A 25,043-nucleotide genomic window follows, 5' to 3' on the forward strand; every position below is an offset into this window, starting at 1 on the left:
ATAAGGTCAGGCTTTGGCCGGCAGCAGGCGCTCGGCGATATGGCTGGCGGCGATGTAGCCGAAGGTGATGCCGGGGCCGAGGGTGATGCCCGGGCCGGGGTAGGTGCCGTCCATGATCGAGTTCATGTCGTTGCCGGCGGCGTACAGGCCGGGGATGGGCACGCCGTCCAGGTCGAGCACGTTGGCGTGGCGGTCGGTGCGCAGGCCGCGCGCCGAGCCCAGATCGCCGGTGTCGACGCGGATGGCGTAGAACGGCGCCTTCTCCAGCGGTGCCAGGCACGGGTTGGGCTGCTGGTGCGGATCGCCGAGGTGGCGGTTGTAGCTGTTGCCGCCCTTGCCGAACTGGCGGTCGACGCCGCTGCGGGTATCGGCGTTGTGCAGCTCGAGGGTGGCGCGCAGGCCCTGCGGGTCGACGCCGATAGCGCGGGCCAGCGCCTCCGGAGTATCGGCGCGGTGCAGGTAGCCGGCTTTGAGCAGCGCCGAGTTGTCGACCGGCCTGGGCCGCGCCAGGCCCATGCCGTACTTGCCCAGGGCCTCGGCGTCGGCGATCAGCCAGCAGGGCGCGTGGCCCTGGAACATCGCCTCGACGAAGCAGTGGTAGGAGTTGGACTCGTTGACGAAGCGCCGGCCGCTCCTGTCGACGGCGATGATCCCCGGCTTGGCGCGGTCGGTGACCAGGTGCGGGAAGCGCTCCAGGCTGCCGTCCGGGTGGCGCAGCACCGATACCGGCGCCCAGAAGAAGTTGGCGGCCAGGTCCTTGCCGCTGGCGGCGTTGACCGCGCCGGCCAGGCGCAGGGCGTCGCCGGTGTTGGTTTCCGGCGACATGCTCCAGTGCGCCGCCGCGCTACTCGGGCGCTCGCCCGCGGCCTGGGCGCCGGCGCCGAAGCCGCCGGTGGCGCAGACCACGCCGCCACGCGCCTGCACCTGCACGCTGCGTCCGCCGCGGCGCAGCTGCACGCCGCGCACCGCGCCGTCCTCGACGATCAGCGCCTCGCTCTGGCAGTCCAGCCACAGCTCGACGCCCTTGGCGAAGGCGGTGGTGGCCAGCCGGGCGATCAGCGCGTTGCCGACGGTCAGGCGGGTGCCGCGGTGGTATTTGAGGCGGTCGCGGGCATAGCGCGCCATCAGCTTCAGGCAGTGCCACAGCGACTGCGGCGAGCGGCGGAAACTGAGGAAGTGCTGGATGTCGACGCGGTTCACCATCATCCCGCCGAACAGCAGCATGCCCTGCGGCGGCGCCTTGAGGTCCTTGAAGCGCTCGCCGAGGCGCCGACCGTCGTATTCGACCATCTCCAGCGCGCGGCCCCGGTCGGTGGCGCCGTCTTCGTCCGGGTAGTAGTCGGGGGAGAGCGGACGCAGTGCGTAGGCCAGCTCGCTGTGCTGTTCGAGATAGCGCAGCGCCTCGCTGCCGCGTTCGATGAAGGTGTCCACCAGTTCGGCATCGAAGCCGGCGCCGATGGTCTTCTTCAGGTAGGTGCGCACCGCCTCGGGCGAGTCCTGAATGCCGGCGGCGCGCGCCTGATCGCTGCCGGGGATCCACACGGCGCCGCCGGAGATCGCCGAGGTGCCGCCGAAAGTGTCGGCCTTCTCGACGATCAGCACGCGCAGGCCGCGGCAGGCGGCGGTGGTGGCGGCGGCGAAGCCGGCCGCGCCGCTGCCGAGCACCACCACGTCGTACTCGTGGACGGCGCTGGCCGGGGTAACGGAGGAGGGGATTGCGGAAGTCATGACGGTTGCTCCCTGGCGTGGCTCAGATCTGCTGCGGGGTGACGCCCATGAAGGCGCCGAGGTTGCCGAGCTGGGCGAAGGCCATCTCCGCGCCGGTCTGGATGGGGCAGCCCATGCGCTGGGCGAAGGCGAGCAGCGGGGTGATCTCCGGCGCGGTCACCACATCGGCCACCAGGGTGGTCGGGCGCAGGGTTTCCAGCTGCTCGGCCGGCAGCGGCAGCTCGCCGCTGCCGCCCATGCCCACCGGCGAGGCGTTGACCACCAGGTCGAAGCCGGCCAGCGAGGGGTAGTCGGTGTGCACCGCCAGACGCGGGAAGGCGTCGCGCAGGATCGCCGCCAGTGCCCCGGTGCGAGCGGCGCTGACATCGGCGAGGGTCAGCTCGCTGACGCCGGCTTCGCCCAGCGCCCAGGCGATGGCGCTGCCCACGCCGCCGGCGCCGACCACCAAAGCGCGCTGGCCGTGGCCGCGGAAGCCGTGCTGGCGGGCGGCGTTGAGGAAGCCGTCGCCGTCGACGTTGTCGCCGAGCAGGCGGCCGCCGGCCTCGCGGCGGATCACGTTGACCGAGCGCAGCGCGCCAGCGCGGGCGCTGACGCCGTCCAGTCGTTCGGCCAGCACCTGCTTGTAGGGCACGGTGACCACGCAGCCGCGCAGGTTGCGCCAGCCGCGCAGGGTGGCGAGGAAGTCGTCCAGCGCCGACTCGTTCAGGTCGATGGCGATCATCGCCAGGTCGCGGTCGTGCTGGGCGAACCAGGTGTTGAAGTTTTCCGGCGACTTCACCTGGGCGATGGGGGAGCCGACGATGGCTACCAGTTCGGTCGAACCGCGGATCATGCTGACCTCCAGCTGTTGTGCTTGTTGTGCGGCGAGTATTGCGAGGGCCTCGCCGGGCCAACAACGCGCTGGACGGTCATTCAGGTTGTTAATCGCATCGACACTGCGATAATCGCACTATGTGGCCAAAATTCCCGAGGAGCGTCGATGAGCCAAACGGAGATCCACCCGCGCGACCTGATCGCCGGGCTGCAGAAAGGCCTCGCCCTGATGCAGCTGTTCAGCGAGGACCAGCCGCGCCTGAGCGTGCCGCAGGCGGCCCGCCAGTCGGGACTGACGCCGAGCGCGGCGCGGCGCTTCCTGCTGACCCTGGTGCACGAGGGCTTCGCCGAGACCGACGGCCGCCAGTACTGGCTGACCGCCAAGGCGCTGCGCATCGGCCAGGCCTACGTCGACTCGGCGCAGATGCCGCGCATGCTGCGCCCGGTGGTCGAGCAGGTGGCGCGCACCACCGGCGAGCACGTCGCGGTGGGCCTGCGCGACGGCGACGACATCGTGCACATCGTGCGCAGCCGCTACAGCCACATCGCCTCGCTGTCGATCCGCCCCGGCTCGCGGGTGCCGATGTACTGCACCGCCAGTGGCCGGGTGTGGCTGGCGCACTTGCCCGAGGACGAGCTGGCCGCCTATTTCGCTCGCACGCCGCTGCGCCAGCTGACCCCCTACACCCGCACCGACGAGGCGGCGATCCGCGCCGAGCTGACGCAGATCGCCGCGGAGGGCTACGCCATCGTCGATCAGGAATTCGAGGTGGGCATGCGCGTGCTCACGGTGCCGCTCTACGGGCGCGGCGGGCGGCTGCAGGCGACCCTGTCGCTCACCACCCACGCCTCGCGCGTCAGCATCGAGGAGATGCGCCTGCGCTACCTGCTGCCGCTCTACGAGGCGCAGGCGCTGCTCAAGCCGGTGCTGGATTGAGCCGGCGTTTTGCGGTGAAATCGCCGGCCCAGAGCGATTGCGTGCGGTAACCGGCGAAGGGGACGGCCCCTGCCGGCGGTTTGTGCTCCAATCGCCCTTCGTCCGAACCTGCGCGCCAGGCCGCTCTCGCGCAGGCGCCGTCCAGCCGCTGCCGCGCCGCCCCGATCAATCCCGGAAACCGTGCCGATGCTTTCTCTAGAGTTCTTCCTGTTCGCCGTGCCCGCGGTGCTGCTCACCGGCCTGTCCAAGGGCGGTTTCGGCGGGGCGCTGGGCGGCATCGCCGTGCCGCTCTTGGCGCTCGGCGTGGCGCCGACCCAGGCGGCGGCGATCATGCTGCCGATCCTCTGCATGGCCGACGTGGTCGGCCTGCGCGCCTACTACGGCAAGTGGGACGTGGCCAACCTGAAGATCATGCTGCCCGGCGCGCTGATCGGCGTGCTGATCGGCTCGCTGAGCTTCGGCATGCTCAACGAGCGGATCATCGGCCTCATGATCGGCGGCATCGCCGTGGCCTTCGTGCTGGCCAACCTGATCCACCCGCCCAAGGCGCGGCCGGGTCAGCCGCCGGCCAAGGGCTCGGGCACGCTGTTCTCCACCCTGGCCGGCTTCACCAGCTTCGTCGCCCACGCCGGCGGCCCGCCGATCATGATGCACCTGCTGCCGCAGCAGCTCGACAAGGTGCGCTACGTGGCCACCATCAACGTGTTCTTTCTGCTCACCAACGCAGTCAAGCTGGTGCCCTACGGCATGCTCGGCCAGTTCACCCAGGAAAACCTGCTGGCCAGCCTGGCCCTGGGGCCGCTGGTGCCGCTCGGCGTGTGGGCCGGCCTGTGGCTGCAGGACAAGGTCAACCACCAGTGGTTCTACCGCATCGCCCGCGCCGGCATGCTGCTGGCCGGCGTGCAGTTGCTGGTCAAGCACTGGTAAAGATGGCCTGTCGGCCACTCGGCGCACGTTGAGAAAGTGGTCTGTGCCGCGTCGGTGGGAATCTACAAGCTGGACGCCTGCCTGCGCGGAAACGGCGGCAAACGACAGTCGGGCGATTTCCTAGCACTTCCGCCAGTAGCGGCGACACTTCAGGGAGTGCCTGTGACCGCTGCGCCCGCGACGGGTACAGGTCGAGTCAAGGAGCGTCGTCGCCGCGCTCCCACTGGCCGAGGTCTCGTCCATGCTTGCCGACATGTCCCTCATCCACTGGCTGACGCTGGATGGCCTGATCACCGTGGTGGCCGTCCTCGTCTACGTGGTCAACTCCCATGTGCTGCGCCAGCGTCGCCATCCCGTCGCGGCGGTCGCCTGGATGCTGTTCATCCTGCTGCTGCCTTACCTGGCCCTGCCGGCCTTCCTGCTGTTCGGCACCCGCAAGCTGGCGCGTCCGGCTCTCGTGGCATTACCGGTGCCGGGCGGGCAATCCGCTGCCGGTGGCTGGGCCGTCGACACCATAGTCGCGCTCGGCCAGCCCGCGCCGGCACGCTACTGCGACCTGAACGTGCACGCCGATGGTCGCCAGGCGGGCGAGGCGCTGTTGGCCAGCATCGACGCGGCGCAGGTCTCCCTCGACCTGTGCACCTTCCTCATCGGCCGCGACGCGCTCGGCGAGACGGTGCTCGAGCGGCTCTGCCACAAGGCCCGCGCGGGGGTGCGCGTCCGCGTGTTGCTGGATGGCATGGGCATCCTGATGGCCCGCCGGCCGAACCTGCGACCCCTGACGGAGGCCGGCGGCGAACTGGCGCTGTTCGTGCCGCCGCTGCGCGCTCCGCTGCGCTCTCCGACCAACCTGCGCAACCATCGCAAACTGCTGATCGCCGATGCGGGCCGCCCCGCATGCCGCCTCTGGTGTGGCGGGCGCAACCTGGCGGCGGAATACTTCGAGGGCAAGCCCGGCGCCGCGCCCTGGCGCGACCTGAGTTTCGACCTGCGCGGGCCGCTGACCGCCCAGGCCAGCGCACTGTTCGAGCGCGACTGGGCGTTCGCCAGGGGGTTGCCGAACGGCGGCCCCCTTGAACCCGGCGCCCCCTCGGCCGGATGGGCCGCCGAGGGTGCGCAACTGGTCGCCTCCGGCCCGGATCAGGCCGACGACAGCGTCTTTGCGCTGCTGATCACCGGCGCCTACCAGGCCCGCCAGCGCATCGCCCTTGCCACGCCGTACTTCGTTCCCGAGTCGGCGCTGCTGATGGCGCTGTGCCTGGCCGCGCGCCGTGGGGTGACGGTCGACCTGCTGCTGCCGGCGCGCTCCAATCACCGGATGTCCGACTTGGCTCGTGGGCGCCCGCTACGGGCACTGGCCGCCGCCGGCGCACGGATCTGGCTGGCGCCGGGGATGATGCACGGCAAGCTGGCGCTGTTCGACGAGACGCTGGCGCTGAGCGGCTCCGCCAACTTCGACAGCCGCAGCCTGTTTCTCAACTACGAGCTGATGGTCGCCTTCCACCAGCGCGAGGACGTGCGCCGCTTCGCCGCCTGGTTCGAGCAGGAAAGGCTCGGCGCCAGTCCCTACGTCGCCACTCAGCCGGGCCTGCTGCGCGACGCGGCTGAGGGCATCTCGCAGTTGCTGGGGTTGCAGTTGTGAGACGACGGCCATGCGGGGCGCGGTGGGCAAGGGTGGCAAACAGCCTCTTCCGCTGCGCCCCGGATCACTCCCAATCGCTCGCCCCGGCGATATGCCGCCCGGCGATGTAGCCGAAGGTCAGCGCCGGGCCGAGGTTGATGCCGCCGGCCGGGTAGTGGCCACCCATGATGCTGGCCATGTCGGTGCCGGCGGCGTACAGGCCGGGGATCGGTTGGCCGCTTTCGTCCAGTACCTGGGCGCTGGCGTTGGTCTTGAGGCCGGCGAAGGTGCCGAAGCAACCGGGCTGCACCTTCACCGCGTAGAACGGTCCGTGCTCGATGGGCGCCACGCAAGGGTTGGGCTGGTGGGTGGCGTCGCCCTGCTTGCGGTTGTAGAGGGTCGAGCCGCGGCCGAACGCCGGGTCCTCACCGTTCCGGGCATGGCGGTTGTATTCGGCGACGGTCTTAGCCAGCCCGGCCGGGTCGATGCCGCAGGCGCGCGCCAGCTCCTCGATGGTCTTGCCGCGCTTGAGATAGCCGTTGCGCAGCCAGCCGTCCAGCGGTACCGGCGCCGGGCGCGAGATGCCCAGGCCGTAGCGGCGCTGGAAGCGGTGATCGCAGACCAGCCAGGAGGCGACCTCCTGGCCCGGTGGCACCGCGGCGACCATCGCCGCGGTGTAGTCGTAGTAGCCGTGGGCCTCGTTGACGAAGCGCCTGCCGTCGGCCAGCACGCCGATGATCCCCGGCTTGCCGCGCTCGATGATGTGCGGGAAGTGGCCGGTGCTGCCGTCCGGGTGGCGCACCAGCGAAACCGGCGCCCAGGCCACCGGCGAGACCAGGTCGGTGGCCACCTGGCCGCCGACCGACTCGCCCAGGCGCAGGCCGTCGCCGGAGGCGCCCTGCGGCGGCAGGGCGAGGTGCTCATGGCCGGTGGGCGTGCGCGGGAACAGTTGCTTGCGCCGCTCGATGTCGTTGGGGAAGCCGCCGGCGGCCAGCACCACCGCCTTGCGCGCGCGGATGCTGACTTCGCCCTGCGCAGTCTCCACCACCGCGCCACGCACCGCGCCGCTCTCCATCAGCAGCCGCCGCGCCGGCGCCGACTCGATCAGGCGCACGCCGAGCTCCTCGGCCGACTTGGCCAAGCGGGCGACCAGCGCCACGCCGTTGACCAGCTGCATGGCGCGGCCGTGGCGGGCGAGGTCGATCAGGTGGCGGCCGAAGCGCCTGCCGGCGTAGACGAACGAGCGCGCCGAGCGGGTGACGCTGAGGAAGGCGGCCAGGTCCTTGCCGGCCATGATCGGCATGCCCAGGAACGAGGTCTCGCGCATGGTCTTGCGCAGGCGGTGGATCAGCGCGCCGGCCTCGCGGCCGTCCCAGGGCGCGGCGATCACCGAGCGGCCGCCGGTGCCGGCGCCGGGGCTGTCGCCGTGGATGTCGGCGATCTGGTTGCCGTCGGCGAACTGCAGGCGGGTGTGCTTCTCGAAGAACTCGACCATGTGCGGGCCGGCTTCGAGGAAGGCGTCGATGCGCGCGGGGTCGTACTTGTCGCCCAGCTCGTGCTTGAGGTAGGTGCGCGGCAGTTCCGGATCCTCGACGATGCCGGCGCGGCGCGCCAGCGGGTTGCACGGCACCCACATCCAGCCGCCCGACCAGGCGGTGGCGCCGCCGAACACCGGGTCCTTCTCCACCAGCACCACCTGCTGGCCGTGCCAGGCGGCGGTCACCGCGGCCGACAGGCCGGCGGCGCCCGAACCTATGACCAGGACATCGCATTCCACCGGGGGGTGAGGGGGCTCGCAGGCATCGCAGTTACTCCAGCTGGGCGCTTGGCGCCATGTGTTGTTTTTGGAACATGGTTCCAATAATAGAGCCGGGAAGACTTGCCGCCAAGAGGCACAAGCCGCTGGCGACGAAATGCCGACCGTGAAAACGACAGGCCCGGCGAAGTGCCGGGCCTGTGCGGGAGTGGTGGGATCAGGGCTTGGCGATGCCCAGGCTGTCCGGGGCGACCGCCACCGCCTTGGCCTTGTACATCGACCAGGCGGTGACCGACTGCCAGCGGCTGAGGTACTCGCTGGCCTCCGCGCCGCTGAGGTTCAGCGACTTGGCGCCGTAGTCCTTGAGGAAGGCTTGGAACTCGGGGCTGGCCACCGCCTTGCTGTAGGCGGCGGTCAGCTTCTGCTTGATGTCGTCGGGGGTGTCCTTGTGCACCCAGACGCCCCAGAACGGCCCCCACGGCAGGTAGTCGGCGATCCCCGGCAGGGTCTTGCTGATCGGCTCGACGCCCGGCAGCTCGGGGTGCGCCTCGGTGCTGACCACCGCCAGCGCCTTGAGCTTGCCGGTGCGGATCAGCTCCTTGGCGGCGGCCAGGCTCAGCGGCATGAAGTCGATGTGCTTGCCCATCAGCGCGGTGATGCCGGGGCCGTCGCCGCCGAAGGTCACCTCGCGCACCTCGAGCTGGTCCACCGCGCTGATCATCGAGTGCACGGTGTTGGGCAGGGCGCCGGCGCCGGCGCCGCCCATGCGCAGGGTGCCGGGGTTGGCCTTGGCCGCGGCCATCAGGTCGGCCATGCTGTTCCACGGGCTGTCGGCGTGGGTGGCGATCACCGCGACGTTCTGGCCGATCAGGTTGATCGGGTAGAGCGCGCTGTAGTCGAACTTGGCCAGGCCCAGCACCGGATACAGCTGCGGGTTCTCGGCGCCGAGCAGCACGGTGTAGCCGTTGGGCTGCTGGCCGAGCACGTAGGTGGTGCCGATCACCGCGGTGCCGCCCGGGCGGTTGTTGAGGATCAGCTTGCCGCCGAGTTCCTTCTCGACGTAGGGCGACAGGCTGCGCATCACGTTGTCGGTGGCGCCGCCGGCGCCCCAGGGGATCACCGCCTGGATCGGCCGCTCCGGGTAGTCGGCCTGGGCGGCGAGGGCGAAACCGGCGGCGCAGGCGGCGAGGGTCATTCCGGCGAGCATTTTCTTGAGCATGGGAGGTACTCCGCTTGTTGTTGTTTTCGGATCAGGGGGTGACAGGGGTGGAGGTGCACTTCTTCCTCAGCCAGACCGCTGCGGGGGTCTTGCCGAGGAGGATCAGGGTGATGCCGAGGGTGAGGATCAGCGACACCGGGTTGCTGACCAGCTCGCCGAGCAGCGCGGCCGGGTCGTCGCCGACCGAGGCCATGGCCTGGCGATAGGAGTTGTCCATCATCGGGCCGAGGATCACGCCGAGGATCACCGGGCCCATCTGGAAGCCGAAGGCCTTGAGGAAGTAGCCGAGCAGGCCGAAGCCGAGCATCCAGTACACCTCGGTCATGCTGCTGTTGATCGAGTAGGTGCCGACCACGCAGAGCACCAGGATCAGCGGGATCAGCAGGGCCTTGGGCAGCTCGACCAGCTTGGCGAACAGCTTGATGCCCATCAGGCCGAATACCAGCAGGAACAGGTTGGCCAGCGCCAGGTTGCCGACGGTGAACCAGAAGATGTGCGGGCTTTCCACCATCAGCATCGGACCGGGGTTGAGGCCGTGGATCACCAGCGCGCCGATGATCACCGCGGTCACCGCATCGCCCGGGATGCCGAGGGTCAGCATCGGCACGTAGGCGCCACCGACCGCCGCGCTGTTGGCGGTTTCCGGCGCCACCAGGCCCTCGTAGGCGCCCTGGCCGAACGGCCGGCTGGGCTTCTTCACCGTGCGCTTGGCGTGGTCGTAGGCCATCAGCGCGGCGATGTCGCCGCCGACGCCGGGCAGGGCGCCGACCAGCACGCCGATCACCGCGGTGCGCAGCGACAGCGGCAGGAACTTCAGCACCATCGCCAGCGACGGCACGATCTTGCTGACCTGCTGGCGCACCGGCGCCACGTCCAGGCTGTGCAGCTGGTAGAAGGCCTCGGCGACGCCGAACAGGCCGATCATCACCACCACGTAGTGGATGCCGCCCATCAGTTCGACCTGGTCGAAGGTGAAGCGGCCCTGCGCGGTGACCGGGTCCATGCCGACCAGACCGATCACCGTGCCCAGCGCGGCGGCGAACACGCCCTTGGCCAGCGAGCCCTCGGCCAGGCTGCCGACCAGCAGCAGGCCGAGCGCGGCGATCAGGAAGTAGTCGCGCGGGGCGAACTTCAGCGCCATCTCGCCGATCACCGGCGCCGCGCAGGCCAGCACCACGGTGCCGGCCAGGCCGCCGATCACCGACATCACCGTGCTCAGGCCGATGGCGCGGCCGGCATCGCCGAGCTTGGCCAGCGGGTAGCCGTCGAAGCCGGTGGCCACCGCGGAGGGCGCGCCGGGAATGTTGAGCAGGATGGCGCTGCGCGAGCCGCCGTACACCCCGCCGATGAAGATGCCGACGATCAGCGCCAGGGCGCTGTTGACCTCCCAGGAGAAGGTGAAGGAGACCAGGATCGACACCGCCATGGTCACCGACAGGCCGGGGATGGCGCCGATGTAGATGCCGGCGAAGGTGCCCAGCGCGGTGAGCATCAGCAGCTGCGGATCCAGCCAGGCCATCAGCAGGTAGGAGAAGGTTTCGCTCACGGGGGATTCCTCAGGGCAGGTAGACGCTGAAGGCGAGGCTGAACAGCAGCCAGATCAGGCCGGTCGACACGCCGCTGGCCAGCAGCGCCACCAGCGGCCGACCGCCGCGCAGGTAGAGCACCGAGAGCAGCAGGAAGACGAAGGTGGCGGGGTAGAAGCTGGCCCACTGGATGCTGGCCAGGTAGGCCACCGCCAGGGCGATGAACACCAGAATGCAGCGTGGAAAATGCTGCGCGCAGAACTGCCGTGCGGCGGACAGCCAGCCGCCGGCAGCGGCGGACGGTTTGCGCAGGGCGTCGCCGAGAATGACGCTCCCGCTCAGCAGCAGCACGGTGCTGACGCCGAGCGGGAAGGCGCCGGGCGAGCTGATGCCGCTGAAGCCGGCGATGCGCCAGGCCTCGACGGCGACGCCGGCAGCCAGAGCGAGCAGCAGGGTGACGAAGGCGAGTTCGCCGACCTGGCGTTGTTCGAGCGGTTTTGACATGGCGAGTCTCTCCGCCGGAGACGCGAACGCGCCTCCGCATGGTCGTGGATGGGGAGCGGGCAGGGCCCGGCGGTCAGGCGATCAGGCGCAGCAGACGGCGCAGGCTGCCGGGCGCGGCGCCGCGCGAGGCTGCGGGTTGACCGGAACGCGGGGTGGGCCGGGCGTCGAAGTAGACGAGCGGGGCGAGGCCGGTCCAGCAATCGGTCAGGACGGCGGCTGCGGCGGGGCGTGCGAGCGAAGCATCGTGCATGAGGGTGTACCTGGATTCTTATATTTATCGGCATCCCGACAGCGCTGGTGTGGCGGTGCCGGTGCTGGGATTATTGGAACCAGGTTTCACAAATGGCAATCCGAGCCGTTCGATAATCGAACAAAAACTAACCGGATGGAACATTTTACCTATTCCCAGCCGGGAGCCCGGCGCGAATCGCGCTGTTTTCGTCGAAGCATCGGCTCTTTTAGAATCGTCACATCTAACGCACGGATACCCAACATGGCAGGCAGTCAAATCGAACGCGCGCTGAGTCTTCTGGAGAGCCTGACCACCGACCCGGGCGGGGTGCAGATGCAGGCCCTGGCCGACCAGTTGCAGATCCCCAAGAGCGCCACCCACCGCATGCTCGCCGAGCTGATCCGTCTCGGTTACGTGCGCCAGGACCCGCAGACCAGCCGCTATCAACTGTCCACCAAGTTGGTGGCGCTGGGCTTCCGCTACCTGGCCAACAGCGGCGCCGACGTGGTGCAGCCGATCCTCGACCGTCTGGCCGAGGAGACCGGCGAGCTGGTGCGCCTGGGGGTGATCGACGGCGAGCGTCTGACCTGGATCGCCAAGTCGCAGGGCGCGCGCGGTGGCCTGCGCTACGACCCGGACATGGGCCGCGACGCGCCGCTGTCCTCCACCGCCTCCGGGCATGCCTGGCTGGCCAGCATGAGCGACGCCGAGGCGCTGGCCAAGGTGGCGCAGCAGACCCCGGTCGATCCCGCCGAACTCGGCCCCAACGCCCCGCGCAGCGAGGCCGCGCTGCTCGCGCGCCTGCAACTGGCCCGCGCGCATGGCTACGCCTGGGTGATGGAAAGCTCGGCGGTCGGCACCGCGGCCATGGCCTCGGTGATTCGCCATCCGCGCGACGGCCATCCCATCGGCGTACTCAGCCTGGCCGGCCCCAGCGCCCGCCTGGGCGAGGCGCGCATGCACCAGCTGGCGCCGCGCCTGCTGGAGGCCGGCGAGGAGCTGTCGCAGGCCAGTCAGGCGTCGGAGCTGTTTTCCTGAGCCATCGCGGCGCCGGTCAGCGGGATCGGCGCAGATCGCCGGCCGCTCGCGGCGGATAGCCTCGATGTTGCCGGGTTGCCGCGGATGGCGGGGGTCAGGCGTCGCGCAGCAGGTCGTGCGCGTCGAGCAGGCGCCAGGCGATCTCCGGACGCTTCTCCAGGCCGCGGCGGATCGCCGCCGGAATCGCCTGGCGGGTCTTGCGGCACAGGCCGAGCTGCTCGTCGAGGTTGATGGCGATGCCGCGCATGGTGCGCACCTCGTTGAAGCCGGGGGCGACGTGCAGGCGGATGCCCAGTTGCTCGAACAGGCGCCGCTGCATGTGCTCGAGGTCGTCGAGGCTCTGGATGTTTTCCAGGCGCTCGACCAAGCGCTTTTCCTCCTGACGGGTCAGGCGCAGCACGCGCAGGTCGGCGGCCGGATCCTCCAGCAACAGCTCGCGCCCGCAGATGCAGGCGCCGGGCGGGCAGGGCTGGCGGATCGGAAAAGGGATGGTCATGCCTCCGATCATAGCGTCGCGGCGCGACGCTTGCCCATTGGCGGGCGGCGTCGATTCCGGTCACCGGAGGTGAGTCGTGGCGCCGTCGCCCATGGGCGACGAAAAGGCGACTCCGCCGGGTGGCTTCGCCAACCAGCGTGGCCGCAGGCGGCACTGCAATTGCGTCTGCGGCCACGCTGGTTCAGGGGGCATCACTCCAGTGCAGATTCACCGTGCCGACCGCCACCGCCTTGAGATCGATGCTGCTGCGTTTTTCCTGACCATTCTGTCGGGCAATGATCGAGTACTTGTCGGCCGGCAGCTTGACGTAAACGATCGGCCCCACCTGGTTCAACTCCAGCAGGGAGCGCCCATCGGCGGCCTGGATGACCAGATCGACGTTGCTCAGATACTGATTGAGCGGCCCTGTCGAGAAGGTCATGTGCAGGTTGTAACCTTCAATCTGCTTGAAGGCCTCCGATTCGTCCCGGCCAATGCCGCCGGACAGATAGGTGATGCCGTTCTGCTCCTGCGGCTGCAACTGCACGGCCGCGCTGTCGATCATCTGCGCATCGGCGGTCGGCAGCAGCACGGGAAACGAGGCCAGTAGCACGGTCAGCACCGTGGCTGCCGACTTTTGTGGGTGAAAGAGTTTCATGGCGACTACTCCTCACGTGCCCGCGGGCGGTGCTGCCGTTTCAGCTCAGCGCTTGATCAGGGAAATCTTCGTCCCTTCGATGCTGATGCCAGCCATCAGGCCCTGTTGGTTGAAAATGAACGCGTAGGCATCCTCGCGCAGCGTGGTGGTGGACAGGTTCTTCGCGACGCCCTCGTCGACCAGTACCACGGTCGGGCCCACGCCGATTTCCCAGCCCTTGGTCTCGCGCAGATGGTTCATGGCCTTGTCGTTCATCAGGAACAGCGCATAGGCGTAGGACTGCGCACCGGCCTGCAAGCCCCAGGAGCCGCCCACGAAGTTGTAGTAACCGTCGACCTGCGAGCCGCGTATCAGCTCGCCTTCACCGTAGCTGCCGCCAAATACCAGCCCGGCCTTGACGATGTTCGGGAAGACGAGAATCGCCTTGGCATTGCCGCCAATGGTTTTGGCCAGGGGATGGGACCTGTAGAGGGTCTGCAGAGCCTGCCGGGAGTCGGTATCCAGGTCCTGGGCGGTTGCTGCGCTGACGCTGTTCGGCAGACCGGCCGAGAGCAGGGCGAGGGCCGCGAGGGCGATGGCGAGAAAATACCTGATGGATTGAGTCATTTTTCATACTCCTCTACCGGTTTGGGCCCCAGATGCCTGGGGCCGGTCTACTGCCCCAGCCCAGATCGAAACTGGCTGTCCGGGGTGGCCTGTTCGGTAGACACCGTTGCCGCGCGTATTACTGCACCTTTTGCAAGTGTTCGTTAATCGAACAGGCTTGGGTTGTCGCCGCTTGTCTAAAAGTGGAACTGGGTTCTAAATAAGCCGAGGCGCACCTGGGCGGAGTCAGTAGCACTGCTCCTGCTTCCAGGTCGACAGCCATAACAACAAGAGGAACCCGCCTTGGCCGAACCACTGCGAATCGCGCTGATCGGTGCCGGCGTCATGGGACGTCAGCACTGCCAGCACCTCAACGACCTGCCCGAGGCCCGACTGTGCGCCGTGGCCGATCCCGGCCCGCAGGCCGCGGCCTTTGCCGCCGAATGCGGCGTGCCGCACTTCGCCGACCACCGGCGGATGCTCGACGAGGGCCGCCCGCAGGCGGTGATCGTCGCCACCCCCAACACCCTGCACGTCAGCACCGCGCTGGACTGCATCGCCGCTGGCGTGCCGGTGCTGCTGGAGAAGCCGGTCGGCGTGCACCTCGACGAGGTGCGCGAACTGGTCGCCGCCTCGCGGAACGCCGCAGTGCCGGTGCTGGTCGGCCACCATCGCCGGCACAACCCGCTGATCGTGCGCGCCCGCGAGCTGGTGCGGGACGGCAGTCTCGGCCGGCTGACCACGGTCACCGCGCTGTGGCAGCTGCAGAAGCCGGACAGCTACTTCGACGTCGCCTGGCGTCGCGAACCGGGCGCCGGGATGCTGTTCACCAACCTGATCCACGACCTCGACCTGCTGCGCCACCTGTGCGGCGAGGTGGCCGAGGTGCAGGCGATCACCGGCAACGGTGTGCGCGGCTTCGCCAACGAGGACAGCGCGGCGATCCTGCTGCGCTTCGCCAATGGCGCGCTCGGCACCCTGACCGGTTCGGATGCGGTGGCCGCGCCCTGGAGCTGGGAGCTGGACTCCGGGGAGAACCCGGTCTATCCGCGCCAGGCCGACCAGCCGTGCTACCTGCTGGCCGGCACCCGCGGCGCGCTGAGCATTCCGCAGCTGAGGCTGTGGCACTACGCCGAGCCCGGGGCCGGCTGGCACCAGCCGTTGCTGAGCCGTGAGGAAGGTTTCCAGCCCGCCGAGGCGCTGCGCCGCCAGCTCGAGCACTTCGTCCACGTCGTGCGCGGGCAAGCCGCGCCACTGGTCAGCGCCGCCGACGCCGGCAACACGCTGGCGCTGATCGAAGCCATCCAGCGCGCCTCCGCCAGCGGCCGCGTCTGTGTCCCCGACCGCATTTCCATCGAATAAGCAGAGAACCGCCATGAGCGAACGCAACCTTTCCCTCGCCGCCCTGACCGTCCTCGAGCTGTCCCCGCCGGACATGGTCGAGGTGGCCGCCCGCGCCGGCTACAGCCATGTCGGCCTGCGCCTGGTGCCGGCGACGCCCGAGGAGCACCACTTCCCGCTGGTGGCCGACACCGGCCTGCTGCGCCAGACCCGGGCGCGTCTGCGCGATAGCGGCGTCCGGGTATTCGACGTGGAGATCCTGCGCCTGAAGCCCGAGACCTGCGTCGCCGAGTTCGAGCAGGTGCTCGCGGTCGGCGCCGAACTGGGCGCCAGCACCGTGCTGGTGGCCGGCAACGATCCCGACGAGGCGCGGCTTACCGACAACTTCGCCGCCTTCTGCGATCTCGCCGCCGGCTTCGGCCTGTATCCGCACCTGGAGTTCATGCCCTGGACCGACGCCCGCGACCTGACCCAGGCCATGTGCATCGTCGACAACGCCGGGCGCGCCAATGGCTGCGTGCTGGTCGACGCCTTCCACTTCAACCGTTCCGGCTCGCGCCTGGAGGATCTTGCCCGCCTCGATCCGGCGCGCATCCACTACGCCCAGCTGTGCGACGTGGCCGGCCCGGTGCCGGACGACATGGCCGAGATCCTCCGCCAGGCGCGCAACGAGCGGCGCTTCCCGGGCGACGGCGACTGCGACCTGCTCGGTCTCTTGCGCGCGCTGCCGGCCGATCTGCCACTCAGCCTGGAAATTCCCACCCGCCAGCTCTATGAGCAGGGCGTCGGCGCCCTGGAGCGGGCGCAGATCGCCATCGACAAGGCGCGCACCCTGCTGGCGCAGCTCTGAGCCGATGCACCGGCGTCAGGCGCGCCGGTGCACCGACACCCCGGCGGCGAAGGTCTCGCGCACGGCGCGGTCGTCGCCGAGGATGGTCAGGGCGAACAGGGTTTCCGCCAGGCTGCGCGACTGCGCGAGGCGGTGTTCGAGCAGCGGCGTGGCCTTGAGGTCGAGCACCACGAAGTCGGCGTCCTTGCCCGGCTGCAGGTTGCCGAGGTGCTGGTCCAGGTAGAGCGCGCGGGCGCCGCCGAGGGTGGCCAGGTACAGGGCGCGGAACGGATCGAGCTGCTGGCCCTGCAGCTGCAGCACCTTGTAGGCCTCGTTGAGCGTCTGCAGTTGCGAGAAGCTGGTGCCGGCGCCGATGTCCGTGCCCAGGCCGACGCGCACGCCGTGGGCGTCCAGCTTCGCCAGGTCGAACAGGCCGCTGCCGAGGAACAGGTTGGAGGTCGGGCAGAAGGCCACCGCCGAGCCGCTCTCGCCCAGGCGCCGGCATTCGCCGTCGTCCAGGTGGATGGCGTGGGCGAACACCGAGCGCGCGCCGAGCAGGCCGTGGTGGTCGTAGACGTCGAGGTAACCGCTGCGCGCGGGGAACAGCTCCCTGACCCATTCGATCTCGGCATGGTTCTCGGCCAGGTGGGTGTGCAGGTAGAGCCCCGGGTACTCGCGCAGCAGGCGCGCCGCCAGATCGAGCTGCTCCGGCGTGCTGGTGGCGGCGAAGCGCGGCGTCACCGCGTAGTGCAGGCGCCCCTTGCCGTGCCAGCGCTCGATCAGCGCGCGGCTCTCGTCGTAGCCGGAGGCGGCGCTGTCGCTCAGTTCGGCCGGCGCGTTGCGGTCCATCAGCACCTTGCCGGCGATCATGCGCAGGCCGAGTCGCGCGGCCTCCTCGAAGAAGGCGTCCACCGACTGCGGATGCACGCTGCAGAACACCAGCGCGGTGGTGGTGCCGTTGCGCAGCAGCTCCCGGAGGAAGAACGCCGCCTGTTCGCGGGCGTGGGCCGGATCGGCGAAGCGCGCCTCGGCGGGGAAGGTGTAGGTCTCGAGCCAGTCGAGCAGCTGGGTGCCGTAGGAGGCGACCACCCCGACCTGCGGGAAGTGGATGTGGGTGTCGACGAAACCGGGGACGATCAGCGCGTCCGGGTACTCGGTCAGCGCCGTGCCGGCTGGCAGGGCCGCCAGCAGCTCGGCGGCCGGGCCGATTTCCCGGACCTTGCCGTCCGCGACGACCAGCAGGCCGTCGGCGATGTACTGGCAGGCGGCGTCACTGCCGACTTCGCGCGGGTCGGCCAGGCAGTGCAGCAGGGCGGCGCGATAGGCGTGCATGGGCGATGTCCTGGGTGGTGGCGCTACGTTCATGATGGTCGCCGCGGCGGCGCATGGGAACCCCGAGGCCCGGTTGACGCCCGGCGGGCCGCTGCGTATACAGGCCGCCCCTCACCATCGTGATGCACAGGAGCGATCATGCAGGACGATTTCGACGCGGACGGCTACGAGCCCGAGCACGACCAGTACCTCGACAACGACGAGGAGCTTTCGCCGCTGGACGCCGACGAAGGCGAGTTCGACGACGAGGAGGACGCGGCCGGCGAGCGCGACGAGCTGGACCCCGACGACGAGGAAGTGTCGGACGAGGACTACGACAGTCCGCACTGGGACGATCTGTAGCGCGTGCTCCGTAGGGTGCGCCATGCGCACCGGCAGCGTTGTGGTGCGCACGGCGCACCCTACACGTGTTCCTCGGCTCGCGCCGGCAGCGGGCGTTCGTCGTGCGGCATGCCGTTGTAGCTGGCGACGATCTCGCCGGCCACGGCGATGGCGATCTCCATCGGCAGCTTGCCTTTCACCTCGGGCAGGCCGATCGGGCAGCGCAGGCGCGCGAGCTGGGCGGCGGGGATGCCGCGCTCGCGCAGGCGATGCTCGAAGCGCGCGCGCTTGCTCTTCGAGCCGATCAGGCCGCACCAGGCGAAGTCGCCGCGGCGCAGGATGGCTTCGGTCAGCTGCAGGTCGAGCGCGTGGTCGTGGGTCATGACGATGAAGTGGCTGCCGGGCGGCATGCGCTCGACTTCCTCGAGCGGTTCGTCGTTGACCAGCCGTTCCACCCCGGGCGGGATGTCGGCGGGGAACTCGCCCTCGCGCGCGTCGATCCAGCGCAACTGGCAGGGCAGCGCGGCGAGCAGCGGGGCGAGGGCGCGGCCGACGTGGCCGGCGCCGAACAGGGCGATGTGCGCGCGCGGCCGGCCGAGCGGCTCGAACAGCAGCACGGCGGCGCCGCCGCAGCACTGGCCGAGGCTGGCGCCGAGGGCGAAGCGCTCCAGCTGCGGCGCCTGCGCGCCGCGCGCCAGCAGCTCGCGGGCGATCTGCAGGGCGCGGAATTCCAGATGGCCGCCGCCGATGCTGTCCCAGGCACGCTCGGCGCCGACCAGCATCTTCGCCCCGGCGTTGCGCGGGGTGGAGCCGCGCTCCTCGACCACTGTCACCAGTACGCAGGGTTCGCCGCGCCGGTGCAGTTCGGCGAGGGCGTCGATCCAGGCGTTGTTCATCGCTCGTTCTCCGGCGTCAGGGCGAATGAATTCGCCCCTACAGTTCCGTGGCCGCCCTCGTTGCCCGGTTTCCGAGCGTAGGGGCGAATTCATTCGCCTTGTGGGGCGGGTCATTGCCGCGGCATCTTCTTTATCTGCTCCACCGCCCACAGCACCCGCTCCGGGGTGGCCGGGGCGTCCAGCTCGGCGTGCCGGCGGTAGTCGGCGAGGCTGGCGATGGCGTCCTTGATCGCGCACCACACCGAGATGGCCAGCATGAACGGCGGCTCGCCGACCGCCTTGGAGTGGAACACGGTGTCCTCCGGGTTGCGGCGGTGCTCCAGCAGTTTCACCCGCAGATCGGCCGGCACGTCGCCGGCGGTGGGGATCTTGTAGGTGGAGGGACCGGTGGTCAGCAGGCGGCCGCGCGCGTCCCACACCAGCTCCTCGCAGGTCAGCCAGCCCATGCCCTGGACGAAGCCGCCTTCCACCTGGCCGATGTCGATGGCCGGGTTCAGCGAGGCGCCGACGTCGTGGAGGAGGTCGGCGCGCAGCAGGCGGTATTCGCCGGTCAGGGTGTCGATGACCACCTCGGCGCAGGCCACGCCGAAGGCGTAGTAGTAGAACGGCCGGCCGCGCGCCTGCTCGCGGTCGTAGTGGATCTTCGGCGTGCGGTAGAAGCCGCTGGCCGACAGCGACACCTGGCCCTGGTGCGCTGCCTTGGCCAGTTCGGCGAAGTCGAGGTCCAGCTCGCCGACGCGCACCCGGCCGGCGTGGAACTCGATGGCCTCCTCGGGCACCTGCCAGTGCCTGGCGGCGAACTCGACCAGGCGCTGGCGGATGGTCAGCGCCGCGGCCTGTGCGGCCTTGCCGTTGAGGTCGGCGCCGCTGGAGGCGGCGGTGGCCGAGGTGTTGGGCACCTTGGCGGTGTTGGTGGCGCTGATCCGGATGCGCCCGATCTCGACCTGGAACACCTCGGCGACCACCTGGGCGACCTTGGTATTGAGGCCCTGGCCCATCTCGGTGCCGCCGTGGTTGAGGTGGATGCTGCCGTCGGTGTAGAGGTGCACCAGCGCACCGGCCTGGTTGAGGAAGCTGTTGGTGAAGCTGATGCCGAACTTCACCGGGGTCAGCGCCAGGCCCTTCTTCAGTACCGGACTGCGCGCGTTGAAGGCGCGGATCTCGGCGCGGCGGCGGGCGTACTCGCAGCTCTGCTCCAGCTCGGCGGTCATGTCATGGAGCAGGTTGTGCTCGACGGTCTGGTGGTAGTGGGTGACGTTGCGGCTGCCGATGCCGTAGTAGTTGCGCTTGCGCACCTCCAGCGGGTCGAGGCCGAGCTGGCGGGCGATGCGCTCCATGACTTCCTCGATGACCAGCATGCCCTGTGGGCCGCCGAAGCCGCGGAACGCGGTGTTGGAGGCGTGGTTGGTGCGGCAGCGGTGGCCGGTCACCTGGGCATCGCCCAGGTAGTAGGCGTTGTCGGCGTGGAACATGGCGCGGTCGACGATGGCGCTGGACAGGTCCGGCGAGTAGCCGCAGTCGGCGGCCAGCTCGATGCGCACGCCGTGCAGGCGGCCGTCGTCGTCGAAGCCGACCGCGTAGTCGCTGAGGAACGGGTGGCGCTTGCCGGTGCTCAGCATGTCCTCGCGGCGCGGCAGGCGCATCTTCACCGGCCGCCCGCTGAGGCTGGCGATCACCGCGCACAGGCAGGCCGGGCCGGCGGCCTGGGTCTCCTTGCCGCCGAAGCCGCCACCCATGCGCCGGGTGTCCACCTCGACCTTGTGCAGCGCCACGCCAAGCACCCGGGCGACCAGCTTCTGGATCTCGCTGGGATTCTGCGTCGAGCTGTGGACCAGCATGCCGCCGTCCTCGGTCGGCAGCACCGCGCAGGCCTGGCCCTCCAGGTAGAAGTGCTCCTGGCCGCCGCTGCGCAGGCGGCCGGCCAGGCTGTGCGGGGCGTTGGCCAGTGCCGCCTCGGCGTCGCCGCGCTGCTGGGTATGGCTGGGCGCGACGAAGTCCCGGCGGCGCAGCGCCTCCTCGATGTCCAGCAGCGGCTCCAGCTCCTCGTAGTCGATCCGCGCCAGCTCGGCCGCCGCGCGCGCCGCCTCCAGGCTGTCGGCGGCCACCGCCAGCACCGGCTGGCCGACGTACTCGACCACGCCCTCGGCCAGCAGCGGATCGCCCGGCAGCACCGCGCCGATGTCCAGCGCGCCCGGCACGTCGGCACTGGTGATGACTATGGCTACGCCGGGCACCGTGTAGCAGGGCGCGGTATCGATGTTCAGGATGCGCGCGTGCGGGCGGTCGGCGAGGCGCGCGTAGACGTGCAGCTGGTTTGGGAACTCCAGGTGGTCGTCGACGTACTGCGCGGCGCCGCTGACGTGGCGGGCGGAGCTCTCGTGGGGTACCGGCTGGCCGACACCGGTGTGCAGGACGGAGCGGAACTCGTTTTCCGGACTGCGGGAGGAATAGTCAGACATGCTCGGTCACCCGGGTCGGCAGGTCGGGCTGGCTGGTCTCGAGCCAGGCCTTGCGCAGCAGGTTCTGCGCCACGCGCAGGCGGTAGGCGCGGCTGGCGCGCAGGTCGTCGAGCGGATCGAAGTCCTGCTCCAGCGCGCTCGCGGCTCGCTCCACCGCCGTCTCGCTCCACGGATGGCCGAGCAGCGCCTGCTCGCAGCGGTTCGCGCGCCTGGGGATCGCCGCCATGCCGCCGAAGGCGATGCGCGCCTCGCGCACCAGACCGTCGTCGATCTGCAGGTGGACGGCGGCGCACACCGCAGCGATGTCGTCGTCGCGGCGCTTGGACACCTTGAAGGCGCGGAACAGCTGGCCGGCCTGCGGGCGCGGCAGCAGGATGCGCTCGATGAACTCGCCGGGCTGCAGCGCGGTGACCCGGTAGTCGAGGAAGAAGTCCTCCAGCGCCAGCATCCGCCGCCGCTGGCCCCGGCGCAGCAGCAGGCTGGCGCCGAGGGCGATCAGCAGCGGCGCGCAATCGCCGATCGGCGAGGCGTTGCCGAGGTTGCCGCCCAGGGTCGCCTGGTTGCGGATCTGGGTGGAGGCGAAGCGGGCGAGCAGGGCGCCGAAGTCCGGGTAATCGGCGGCCAGCAGCGGCGCGCAGTCGCTCAGCGCCACGCCGGCGCCGATATCGAGGGTGGCCTCGTCGACGACGATGGTCTTCAGCTCCCCGACCTGGCCGAGCTGGATCAGCAGCGGCAGGCGGCGGTGCTGCTGGGTGATCTCCAGCACCAGGTCGGTGCCGCCGGCCAGCAGGCGCGCCTCGGGGTTGGCCGCGTACAGCGCGGCCAGTTCGTCGAGGTCGCGCGGCAGCCGGCAGCGCGCGTCGTCGCCCTCCAGTTCGGCCACGTCCTGCGCGGCGATGGCCGCCAGCTGGGCGAGGATGTCCGCCTCGCGGGCGCTGAACTGGTCCGCGCCGCCCTGGCCGAGGGCCTGCTCGGCGGCGGCGAGGATCGGCCGGTAGCCGGTGCAGCGGCACAGGTTGCCGGCCAGCGCCGCGCAGACCGCCTCGCGCTCGAAGCCGGCGGCGTTTTTGTACTGGGCGAACAGCGACATGACGATGCCGGGGGTGCAGAAGCCGCACTGCGAGGCGTGGCAGTCGACCATCGCCCGCTGCACCGGATGCAGGTGCTCGCCCTGCTGCAGGTCCTCGACGGTCAGCAGCTGCTTGCCGTGCAGGCTGGCCAGCAGGGTGATGCAGGCGTTGATCGCCCGGTAGCGCAGGTGTTCGAAGCCGGTGTCGTCCACCACCCGCTCGCCGACCACCACGCTGCAGGCGCCGCAGTCGCCCGCGGCGCAGCCTTCCTTGCTGCCGGTGCGCCGGCGCTGCTCGCGCAGCCAGCGCAGCACCGTGAGGTTCGGGTCGAGCCGCTCGATGCGGCACGGCTCGCTGTTGAGCAGGAACTGGATCAAGGGGCCTCCGAAGGCTTCTCGTCGCGCCTGATACCCGGCGGGAAAGGCGGTTGACTTTGATATTACGCCTTTTGCCGTCTCGCTCAGGTCCGCGCGGGTGCGTGCCAACACCCGGTTTTTATTGAATATAGAGATAAGCCATAATGATTTTCCGAAAATAAGACCTGCGACACGGATTCACCTTCGTGGTGCCTGAAGGCCGCCCGCGCCAACGCGACGGCCAGGCAAGGTGCAGTCGAACTCAGGTGTGCAGCACGGAGCGGTGGGTATGACGTTCAAGGTACGAGCTTACTGGGCCAGGCTGCTGGTGGTGGGGACGCTGGGGGTGATGGTTTCCCTCCTGGCCTACGCCTATTGCCTGGCGATGGAGCGCAAGCTGCGCGCCAGCGAGTTCGAGCGTTTCGCCCATGTGCAGTCGCAGCACGTGCAGCGCCTGCTGGAGCACTCCACCCAGCTGTTGCACGCCTACCGCGGCTTCTTCCACGCCAGCGGCACGGTCGACCGGCAGCAGTTCGAGCGCTTTTCCCGCGCGGTGCTCGGCAGCTATCCGGAGGCGTTCGCCATTCACTGGGCGGCACGGGTCGCCGAGCCGGAGCGCGCCGCGTTCGAGCGCGAGATCGAGCATTTCCAGGAGGTGCCGCTCGGCATCTTCGACGTCGACGCCGACGCCAGGGAGCCCATGCCGGCGCCCAGCCGCGGCGTCTACTATCCGATCCGCTTTTCCGAACCGCTGGCGCTCAACCACAAGGTCATCGGCCTGGACACCCTGGAGCGTCCCTACAACCAGGATGTGACCCGCGAGTCCGCGCGCCTCGGCGACCAGCGGGTGACCTCGGTGTTCCCGCTGATGCAGGATCCCGACGGCCCGCTGGCGGTGGCGGTCTACCAGCCGGTCTACCGTCCGGGGGCGCCGCTGGTTTCCCCCGTGCAGCGCTGGGAAGCGCTCGAGGGCTACCTGGTGCTGATGCTGCGTCCCAGCCTGCTGCTCGGCGAGATGTCCTTTCGCGATACCCGCATCGATGTGCGCCTCTACGAGATGCAGGGCGACCGCGAGGTGGCCATCTATCCGCGCGGCGCCATCCCGCAGGCGCCCTCCGAGGGGGTATTCCACCATGTACTGGAGGTGCCCGGACGCCAGTGGGTCGTCGAGTTCGTCGCCGGGGAGGAGGGCATCGCTGCCATGTCCAGCCTGCAGCCGTTGCTGCTGATGCTCGCGCTGCTGGCGCTGACCGCCGTGCTGCTGGTCTATCTCGACCGCTCCCACCGCAGCGCCGTGGCGCTGGCCAGGGCCAACGACGAGCTGGTCGTGCGTCAGCGCGAACTCGATGGCCTCGCCTACTACGACAACCTCACCGGGCTGCCCAACCGGCTGCTGCTCTGCGAGCGTCTTGCACAGGCGCTGGAGGCCTGGCGCTGGCAGAGTGGCGAGCTGGCGGTGTGCGTCATGGATCTGGACGGCTTCAAGGACGTCAACGATCGCTTCGGCCATCAGGCCGGCGACGAGGTCCTGCAGGTGGTCGCCAGGCGTATCCAGGGCGTGCTGCGCTCGTCGGACACCGTGGCCCGCCTGGGGGGCGACGAGTTCGTGGTGCTGCTCGGCGGGGCGGAGCGCGACATCGCCCTGGACGAGGTGATGGCGCGCCTGATCGAGAGCATCGCCCGGCCGATCGAGCTGGGCGAGGGCGGGCGGGTCGTGGTCGTGACCGCCAGCATCGGCGTCGCCCTGGCCGATCCGCGCAGCAGCGTGGACAGCCTGATCCGCGAGGCGGATAGCGCCATGTACGAGGCCAAGGGCAGCGGCAAGGGCCGCTACCGCCTGCATGCCCGCGCGCTGGTCAGCCGCCCGGCGCTGGTAGAGTCGGTTTCCGACTGAGGCCGGTGCTGCGCCCTTATCTGCCGAGCGCGGCGCCATTGCGTCGGCGCGACTCCCTTTTTTAGGCGTCCGGGCGGCGGGTGCGCGCATTTGCCCGTAAGAAAATCGTTACGCATCGCTGCGCAGCGGCTTTGAGTGGCGCGGCTTTTCGCGGCTTGTAACGAAAATCTTCCAGATGTAGCCGCTCAGGCCGTGCCGGCGCTCGCCCTGCCCGGTTGTCCGGACGCCGCGCCCGCGGTGATATGCCTCCATCCAGCCGCGTGCGGCATACAAAAACAAAGTGGAGGCGCCCATGATCGCGCTCACCCAGACCGGGCAATACCCTTTCTCCGCCGACGGCCTCGCGCCCGTCGCGCTCGCCACTTCCCCCGTCGCCACCTGCGGCGCCCTAGCCCAACGCTTCCCCTGTTCTGCGCCGACGTTCATCGCCGACACCGGAGGCTGAACAGCGCCGACCCGTTCATCCGAACCAGCAGGCCGCCAGCCAGATGTGACCCGAAGGCGCCAGAGCGCATCTTGAAGGGTT

At 69.8% G+C, this 25,043-nt stretch carries 24 protein-coding genes; 9 read left to right on the forward strand and 15 right to left on the reverse strand.

Annotated elements, in window-relative coordinates; all coding sequences use genetic code 11:
• Window positions 1-6 precede the first annotated feature (6 nt).
• Window positions 7-1,728: an FAD-dependent oxidoreductase gene (locus tag BLT78_RS05760; RefSeq protein WP_090348042.1), complete on the reverse strand. Its 1,722-nt coding sequence runs from the start codon at window positions 1,726-1,728 to the stop codon at window positions 7-9.
• Between the two features lie 22 nt (window positions 1,729-1,750).
• On the reverse strand, window positions 1,751-2,560 hold the full coding sequence (locus BLT78_RS05765; RefSeq protein ID WP_090348043.1) for a shikimate dehydrogenase family protein: 810 nt from the start codon (window positions 2,558-2,560) through the stop codon (window positions 1,751-1,753).
• A 147-nt stretch (window positions 2,561-2,707) separates the two neighbouring features.
• On the opposite strand from BLT78_RS05765, the gene BLT78_RS05770 reads away from it, so the two are divergent.
• From BLT78_RS05770 to BLT78_RS05780, 3 genes are all read left to right on the forward strand, one after another.
• Window positions 2,708-3,478 carry an IclR family transcriptional regulator domain-containing protein gene (locus BLT78_RS05770; RefSeq protein ID WP_090348044.1) on the forward strand — a complete coding sequence of 257 codons (771 nt, stop codon included), beginning with the start codon at window positions 2,708-2,710 and terminating at the stop codon, window positions 3,476-3,478.
• A gap of 186 nt (window positions 3,479-3,664) precedes the next feature.
• Window positions 3,665-4,405: a sulfite exporter TauE/SafE family protein gene (locus BLT78_RS05775; protein WP_090348045.1), complete on the forward strand. Its 741-nt coding sequence runs from the start codon at window positions 3,665-3,667 to the stop codon at window positions 4,403-4,405.
• Window positions 4,406-4,646: 241 nt separating this feature from the next.
• Window positions 4,647-6,047 (forward strand): phospholipase D-like domain-containing protein, encoded by a 1,401-nt coding sequence (locus BLT78_RS05780; protein WP_197673142.1) that lies wholly within the window; start codon window positions 4,647-4,649, stop codon window positions 6,045-6,047.
• Between the two features lie 64 nt (window positions 6,048-6,111).
• On the opposite strand, the gene BLT78_RS05785 is transcribed toward BLT78_RS05780, so the two are convergent.
• The 5 genes from BLT78_RS05785 to BLT78_RS21320 form a co-directional block, all read right to left on the reverse strand.
• Window positions 6,112-7,803, reverse strand: coding sequence for an FAD-dependent oxidoreductase (locus BLT78_RS05785; RefSeq protein WP_090348046.1), 1,692 nt, complete (start codon window positions 7,801-7,803; stop codon window positions 6,112-6,114).
• A 196-nt stretch (window positions 7,804-7,999) separates the two neighbouring features.
• Window positions 8,000-9,001: a tripartite tricarboxylate transporter substrate binding protein gene (locus BLT78_RS05790; protein ID WP_090348047.1), complete on the reverse strand. Its 1,002-nt coding sequence runs from the start codon at window positions 8,999-9,001 to the stop codon at window positions 8,000-8,002.
• 31 nt (window positions 9,002-9,032) lie between these two features.
• Window positions 9,033-10,547, reverse strand: coding sequence for a tripartite tricarboxylate transporter permease (locus tag BLT78_RS05795; RefSeq protein WP_090348048.1), 1,515 nt, complete (start codon window positions 10,545-10,547; stop codon window positions 9,033-9,035).
• Between the two features lie 10 nt (window positions 10,548-10,557).
• Window positions 10,558-11,031 (reverse strand): tripartite tricarboxylate transporter TctB family protein, encoded by a 474-nt coding sequence (locus BLT78_RS05800; RefSeq protein ID WP_090348049.1) that lies wholly within the window; start codon window positions 11,029-11,031, stop codon window positions 10,558-10,560.
• 73 nt (window positions 11,032-11,104) lie between these two features.
• The gene (locus BLT78_RS21320) at window positions 11,105-11,281 is read right to left on the reverse strand and encodes a hypothetical protein (protein WP_157719487.1); all 177 of its coding nucleotides are present in this window, start codon (window positions 11,279-11,281) and stop codon (window positions 11,105-11,107) included.
• A gap of 243 nt (window positions 11,282-11,524) precedes the next feature.
• Between BLT78_RS21320 and BLT78_RS05805 the strand changes: the two genes are divergently transcribed.
• The gene (locus BLT78_RS05805) at window positions 11,525-12,301 is read left to right on the forward strand and encodes an IclR family transcriptional regulator (protein WP_090348050.1); all 777 of its coding nucleotides are present in this window, start codon (window positions 11,525-11,527) and stop codon (window positions 12,299-12,301) included.
• A 94-nt stretch (window positions 12,302-12,395) separates the two neighbouring features.
• On the opposite strand, the gene BLT78_RS05810 is transcribed toward BLT78_RS05805, so the two are convergent.
• From BLT78_RS05810 to BLT78_RS05820, 3 genes are all read right to left on the reverse strand, one after another.
• Entirely contained in the window at window positions 12,396-12,797 is a 402-nt protein-coding gene (locus BLT78_RS05810) for a hypothetical protein (protein ID WP_090348051.1), read from the reverse strand.
• A 181-nt stretch (window positions 12,798-12,978) separates the two neighbouring features.
• Window positions 12,979-13,434: a hypothetical protein gene (locus BLT78_RS05815; RefSeq protein WP_090348052.1), complete on the reverse strand. Its 456-nt coding sequence runs from the start codon at window positions 13,432-13,434 to the stop codon at window positions 12,979-12,981.
• Window positions 13,435-13,479: 45 nt separating this feature from the next.
• A complete protein-coding gene (locus BLT78_RS05820) occupies window positions 13,480-14,040 on the reverse strand; it encodes a lipid-binding SYLF domain-containing protein (RefSeq protein ID WP_090348053.1) in 561 nt (186 codons plus the stop codon).
• A 282-nt stretch (window positions 14,041-14,322) separates the two neighbouring features.
• On the opposite strand from BLT78_RS05820, the gene BLT78_RS05825 reads away from it, so the two are divergent.
• Window positions 14,323-15,381: a Gfo/Idh/MocA family protein gene (locus BLT78_RS05825; RefSeq protein ID WP_090348054.1), complete on the forward strand. Its 1,059-nt coding sequence runs from the start codon at window positions 14,323-14,325 to the stop codon at window positions 15,379-15,381.
• A gap of 13 nt (window positions 15,382-15,394) precedes the next feature.
• Window positions 15,395-16,210 carry a sugar phosphate isomerase/epimerase family protein gene (locus BLT78_RS05830; RefSeq protein WP_090348055.1) on the forward strand — a complete coding sequence of 272 codons (816 nt, stop codon included), beginning with the start codon at window positions 15,395-15,397 and terminating at the stop codon, window positions 16,208-16,210.
• Window positions 16,211-16,225: 15 nt separating this feature from the next.
• Here BLT78_RS05830 and guaD read toward each other — a convergent pair whose 3' ends face one another.
• Entirely contained in the window at window positions 16,226-17,521 is a 1,296-nt protein-coding gene (gene guaD / locus BLT78_RS05835; RefSeq protein ID WP_090348056.1) for a guanine deaminase, read from the reverse strand.
• A 138-nt stretch (window positions 17,522-17,659) separates the two neighbouring features.
• Between guaD and BLT78_RS05840 the strand changes: the two genes are divergently transcribed.
• The gene (locus tag BLT78_RS05840) at window positions 17,660-17,863 is read left to right on the forward strand and encodes a hypothetical protein (protein WP_090348057.1); all 204 of its coding nucleotides are present in this window, start codon (window positions 17,660-17,662) and stop codon (window positions 17,861-17,863) included.
• 59 nt (window positions 17,864-17,922) lie between these two features.
• Here BLT78_RS05840 and xdhC read toward each other — a convergent pair whose 3' ends face one another.
• The 3 genes from xdhC to xdhA form a co-directional block, all read right to left on the reverse strand.
• On the reverse strand, window positions 17,923-18,738 hold the full coding sequence (gene xdhC, locus BLT78_RS05845) for a xanthine dehydrogenase accessory protein XdhC (protein ID WP_090348058.1): 816 nt from the start codon (window positions 18,736-18,738) through the stop codon (window positions 17,923-17,925).
• 110 nt (window positions 18,739-18,848) lie between these two features.
• Window positions 18,849-21,197 carry a xanthine dehydrogenase molybdopterin binding subunit gene (gene xdhB, locus BLT78_RS05850; protein WP_090348059.1) on the reverse strand — a complete coding sequence of 783 codons (2,349 nt, stop codon included), beginning with the start codon at window positions 21,195-21,197 and terminating at the stop codon, window positions 18,849-18,851.
• On the reverse strand, window positions 21,190-22,644 hold the full coding sequence (gene xdhA, locus BLT78_RS05855; protein ID WP_090348060.1) for a xanthine dehydrogenase small subunit: 1,455 nt from the start codon (window positions 22,642-22,644) through the stop codon (window positions 21,190-21,192). The genes xdhB and xdhA overlap by 8 nt, the downstream gene beginning before the upstream one ends.
• Window positions 22,645-22,912: 268 nt before the next feature.
• Between xdhA and BLT78_RS05860 the strand changes: the two genes are divergently transcribed.
• Window positions 22,913-24,517, forward strand: coding sequence for a diguanylate cyclase domain-containing protein (locus BLT78_RS05860; RefSeq protein WP_231975721.1), 1,605 nt, complete (start codon window positions 22,913-22,915; stop codon window positions 24,515-24,517).
• Between the two features lie 108 nt (window positions 24,518-24,625).
• On the opposite strand, the gene BLT78_RS21325 is transcribed toward BLT78_RS05860, so the two are convergent.
• On the reverse strand, window positions 24,626-24,811 hold the full coding sequence (locus tag BLT78_RS21325; protein ID WP_157719488.1) for a hypothetical protein: 186 nt from the start codon (window positions 24,809-24,811) through the stop codon (window positions 24,626-24,628).
• On the opposite strand from BLT78_RS21325, the gene BLT78_RS21330 reads away from it, so the two are divergent.
• Window positions 24,810-24,962 (forward strand): hypothetical protein, encoded by a 153-nt coding sequence (locus BLT78_RS21330; RefSeq protein ID WP_157719489.1) that lies wholly within the window; start codon window positions 24,810-24,812, stop codon window positions 24,960-24,962. The two genes, BLT78_RS21325 and BLT78_RS21330, sit on opposite strands and share 2 nt — an antisense overlap.
• Window positions 24,963-25,043: the final 81 nt, after the last annotated feature.

It is taken from the genome of Pseudomonas oryzae, assembly GCF_900104805.1.
GTDB classification, from domain to species: Bacteria; Pseudomonadota; Gammaproteobacteria; order Pseudomonadales; family Pseudomonadaceae; genus Geopseudomonas; species Geopseudomonas oryzae.

Bases quoted from the DNA above. Each gene is read 5' to 3' on its own strand.
- BLT78_RS21325 (WP_157719488.1), bottom strand. From the start codon at position 24,811: ATGGGCGCCTCCACTTTGTTTTTGTATGCCGCACGCGGCTGGATGGAG.
- BLT78_RS05815 (WP_090348052.1), bottom strand. From the start codon at position 13,434: ATGAAACTCTTTCACCCACAAAAGTCGGCAGCCACGGTGCTGACCGTG.
- BLT78_RS05840 (WP_090348057.1), top strand. From the start codon at position 17,660: ATGCAGGACGATTTCGACGCGGACGGCTACGAGCCCGAGCACGACCAG.
- BLT78_RS21320 (WP_157719487.1), bottom strand. From the start codon at position 11,281: ATGCACGATGCTTCGCTCGCACGCCCCGCCGCAGCCGCCGTCCTGACC.
- xdhB (WP_090348059.1), bottom strand. From the start codon at position 21,197: ATGTCTGACTATTCCTCCCGCAGTCCGGAAAACGAGTTCCGCTCCGTC.
- guaD (WP_090348056.1), bottom strand. From the start codon at position 17,521: ATGCACGCCTATCGCGCCGCCCTGCTGCACTGCCTGGCCGACCCGCGC.
- BLT78_RS05810 (WP_090348051.1), bottom strand. From the start codon at position 12,797: ATGACCATCCCTTTTCCGATCCGCCAGCCCTGCCCGCCCGGCGCCTGC.
- BLT78_RS05790 (WP_090348047.1), bottom strand. From the start codon at position 9,001: ATGCTCAAGAAAATGCTCGCCGGAATGACCCTCGCCGCCTGCGCCGCC.
- BLT78_RS05775 (WP_090348045.1), top strand. From the start codon at position 3,665: ATGCTTTCTCTAGAGTTCTTCCTGTTCGCCGTGCCCGCGGTGCTGCTC.
- BLT78_RS05820 (WP_090348053.1), bottom strand. From the start codon at position 14,040: ATGACTCAATCCATCAGGTATTTTCTCGCCATCGCCCTCGCGGCCCTC.
- BLT78_RS05805 (WP_090348050.1), top strand. From the start codon at position 11,525: ATGGCAGGCAGTCAAATCGAACGCGCGCTGAGTCTTCTGGAGAGCCTG.
- BLT78_RS05760 (WP_090348042.1), bottom strand. From the start codon at position 1,728: ATGACTTCCGCAATCCCCTCCTCCGTTACCCCGGCCAGCGCCGTCCAC.
- xdhC (WP_090348058.1), bottom strand. From the start codon at position 18,738: ATGAACAACGCCTGGATCGACGCCCTCGCCGAACTGCACCGGCGCGGC.
- BLT78_RS05765 (WP_090348043.1), bottom strand. From the start codon at position 2,560: ATGATCCGCGGTTCGACCGAACTGGTAGCCATCGTCGGCTCCCCCATC.
- BLT78_RS05780 (WP_197673142.1), top strand. From the start codon at position 4,647: ATGCTTGCCGACATGTCCCTCATCCACTGGCTGACGCTGGATGGCCTG.
- BLT78_RS05770 (WP_090348044.1), top strand. From the start codon at position 2,708: ATGAGCCAAACGGAGATCCACCCGCGCGACCTGATCGCCGGGCTGCAG.
- BLT78_RS05830 (WP_090348055.1), top strand. From the start codon at position 15,395: ATGAGCGAACGCAACCTTTCCCTCGCCGCCCTGACCGTCCTCGAGCTG.
- BLT78_RS05800 (WP_090348049.1), bottom strand. From the start codon at position 11,031: ATGTCAAAACCGCTCGAACAACGCCAGGTCGGCGAACTCGCCTTCGTC.
- BLT78_RS05860 (WP_231975721.1), top strand. From the start codon at position 22,913: ATGACGTTCAAGGTACGAGCTTACTGGGCCAGGCTGCTGGTGGTGGGG.
- BLT78_RS21330 (WP_157719489.1), top strand. From the start codon at position 24,810: ATGATCGCGCTCACCCAGACCGGGCAATACCCTTTCTCCGCCGACGGC.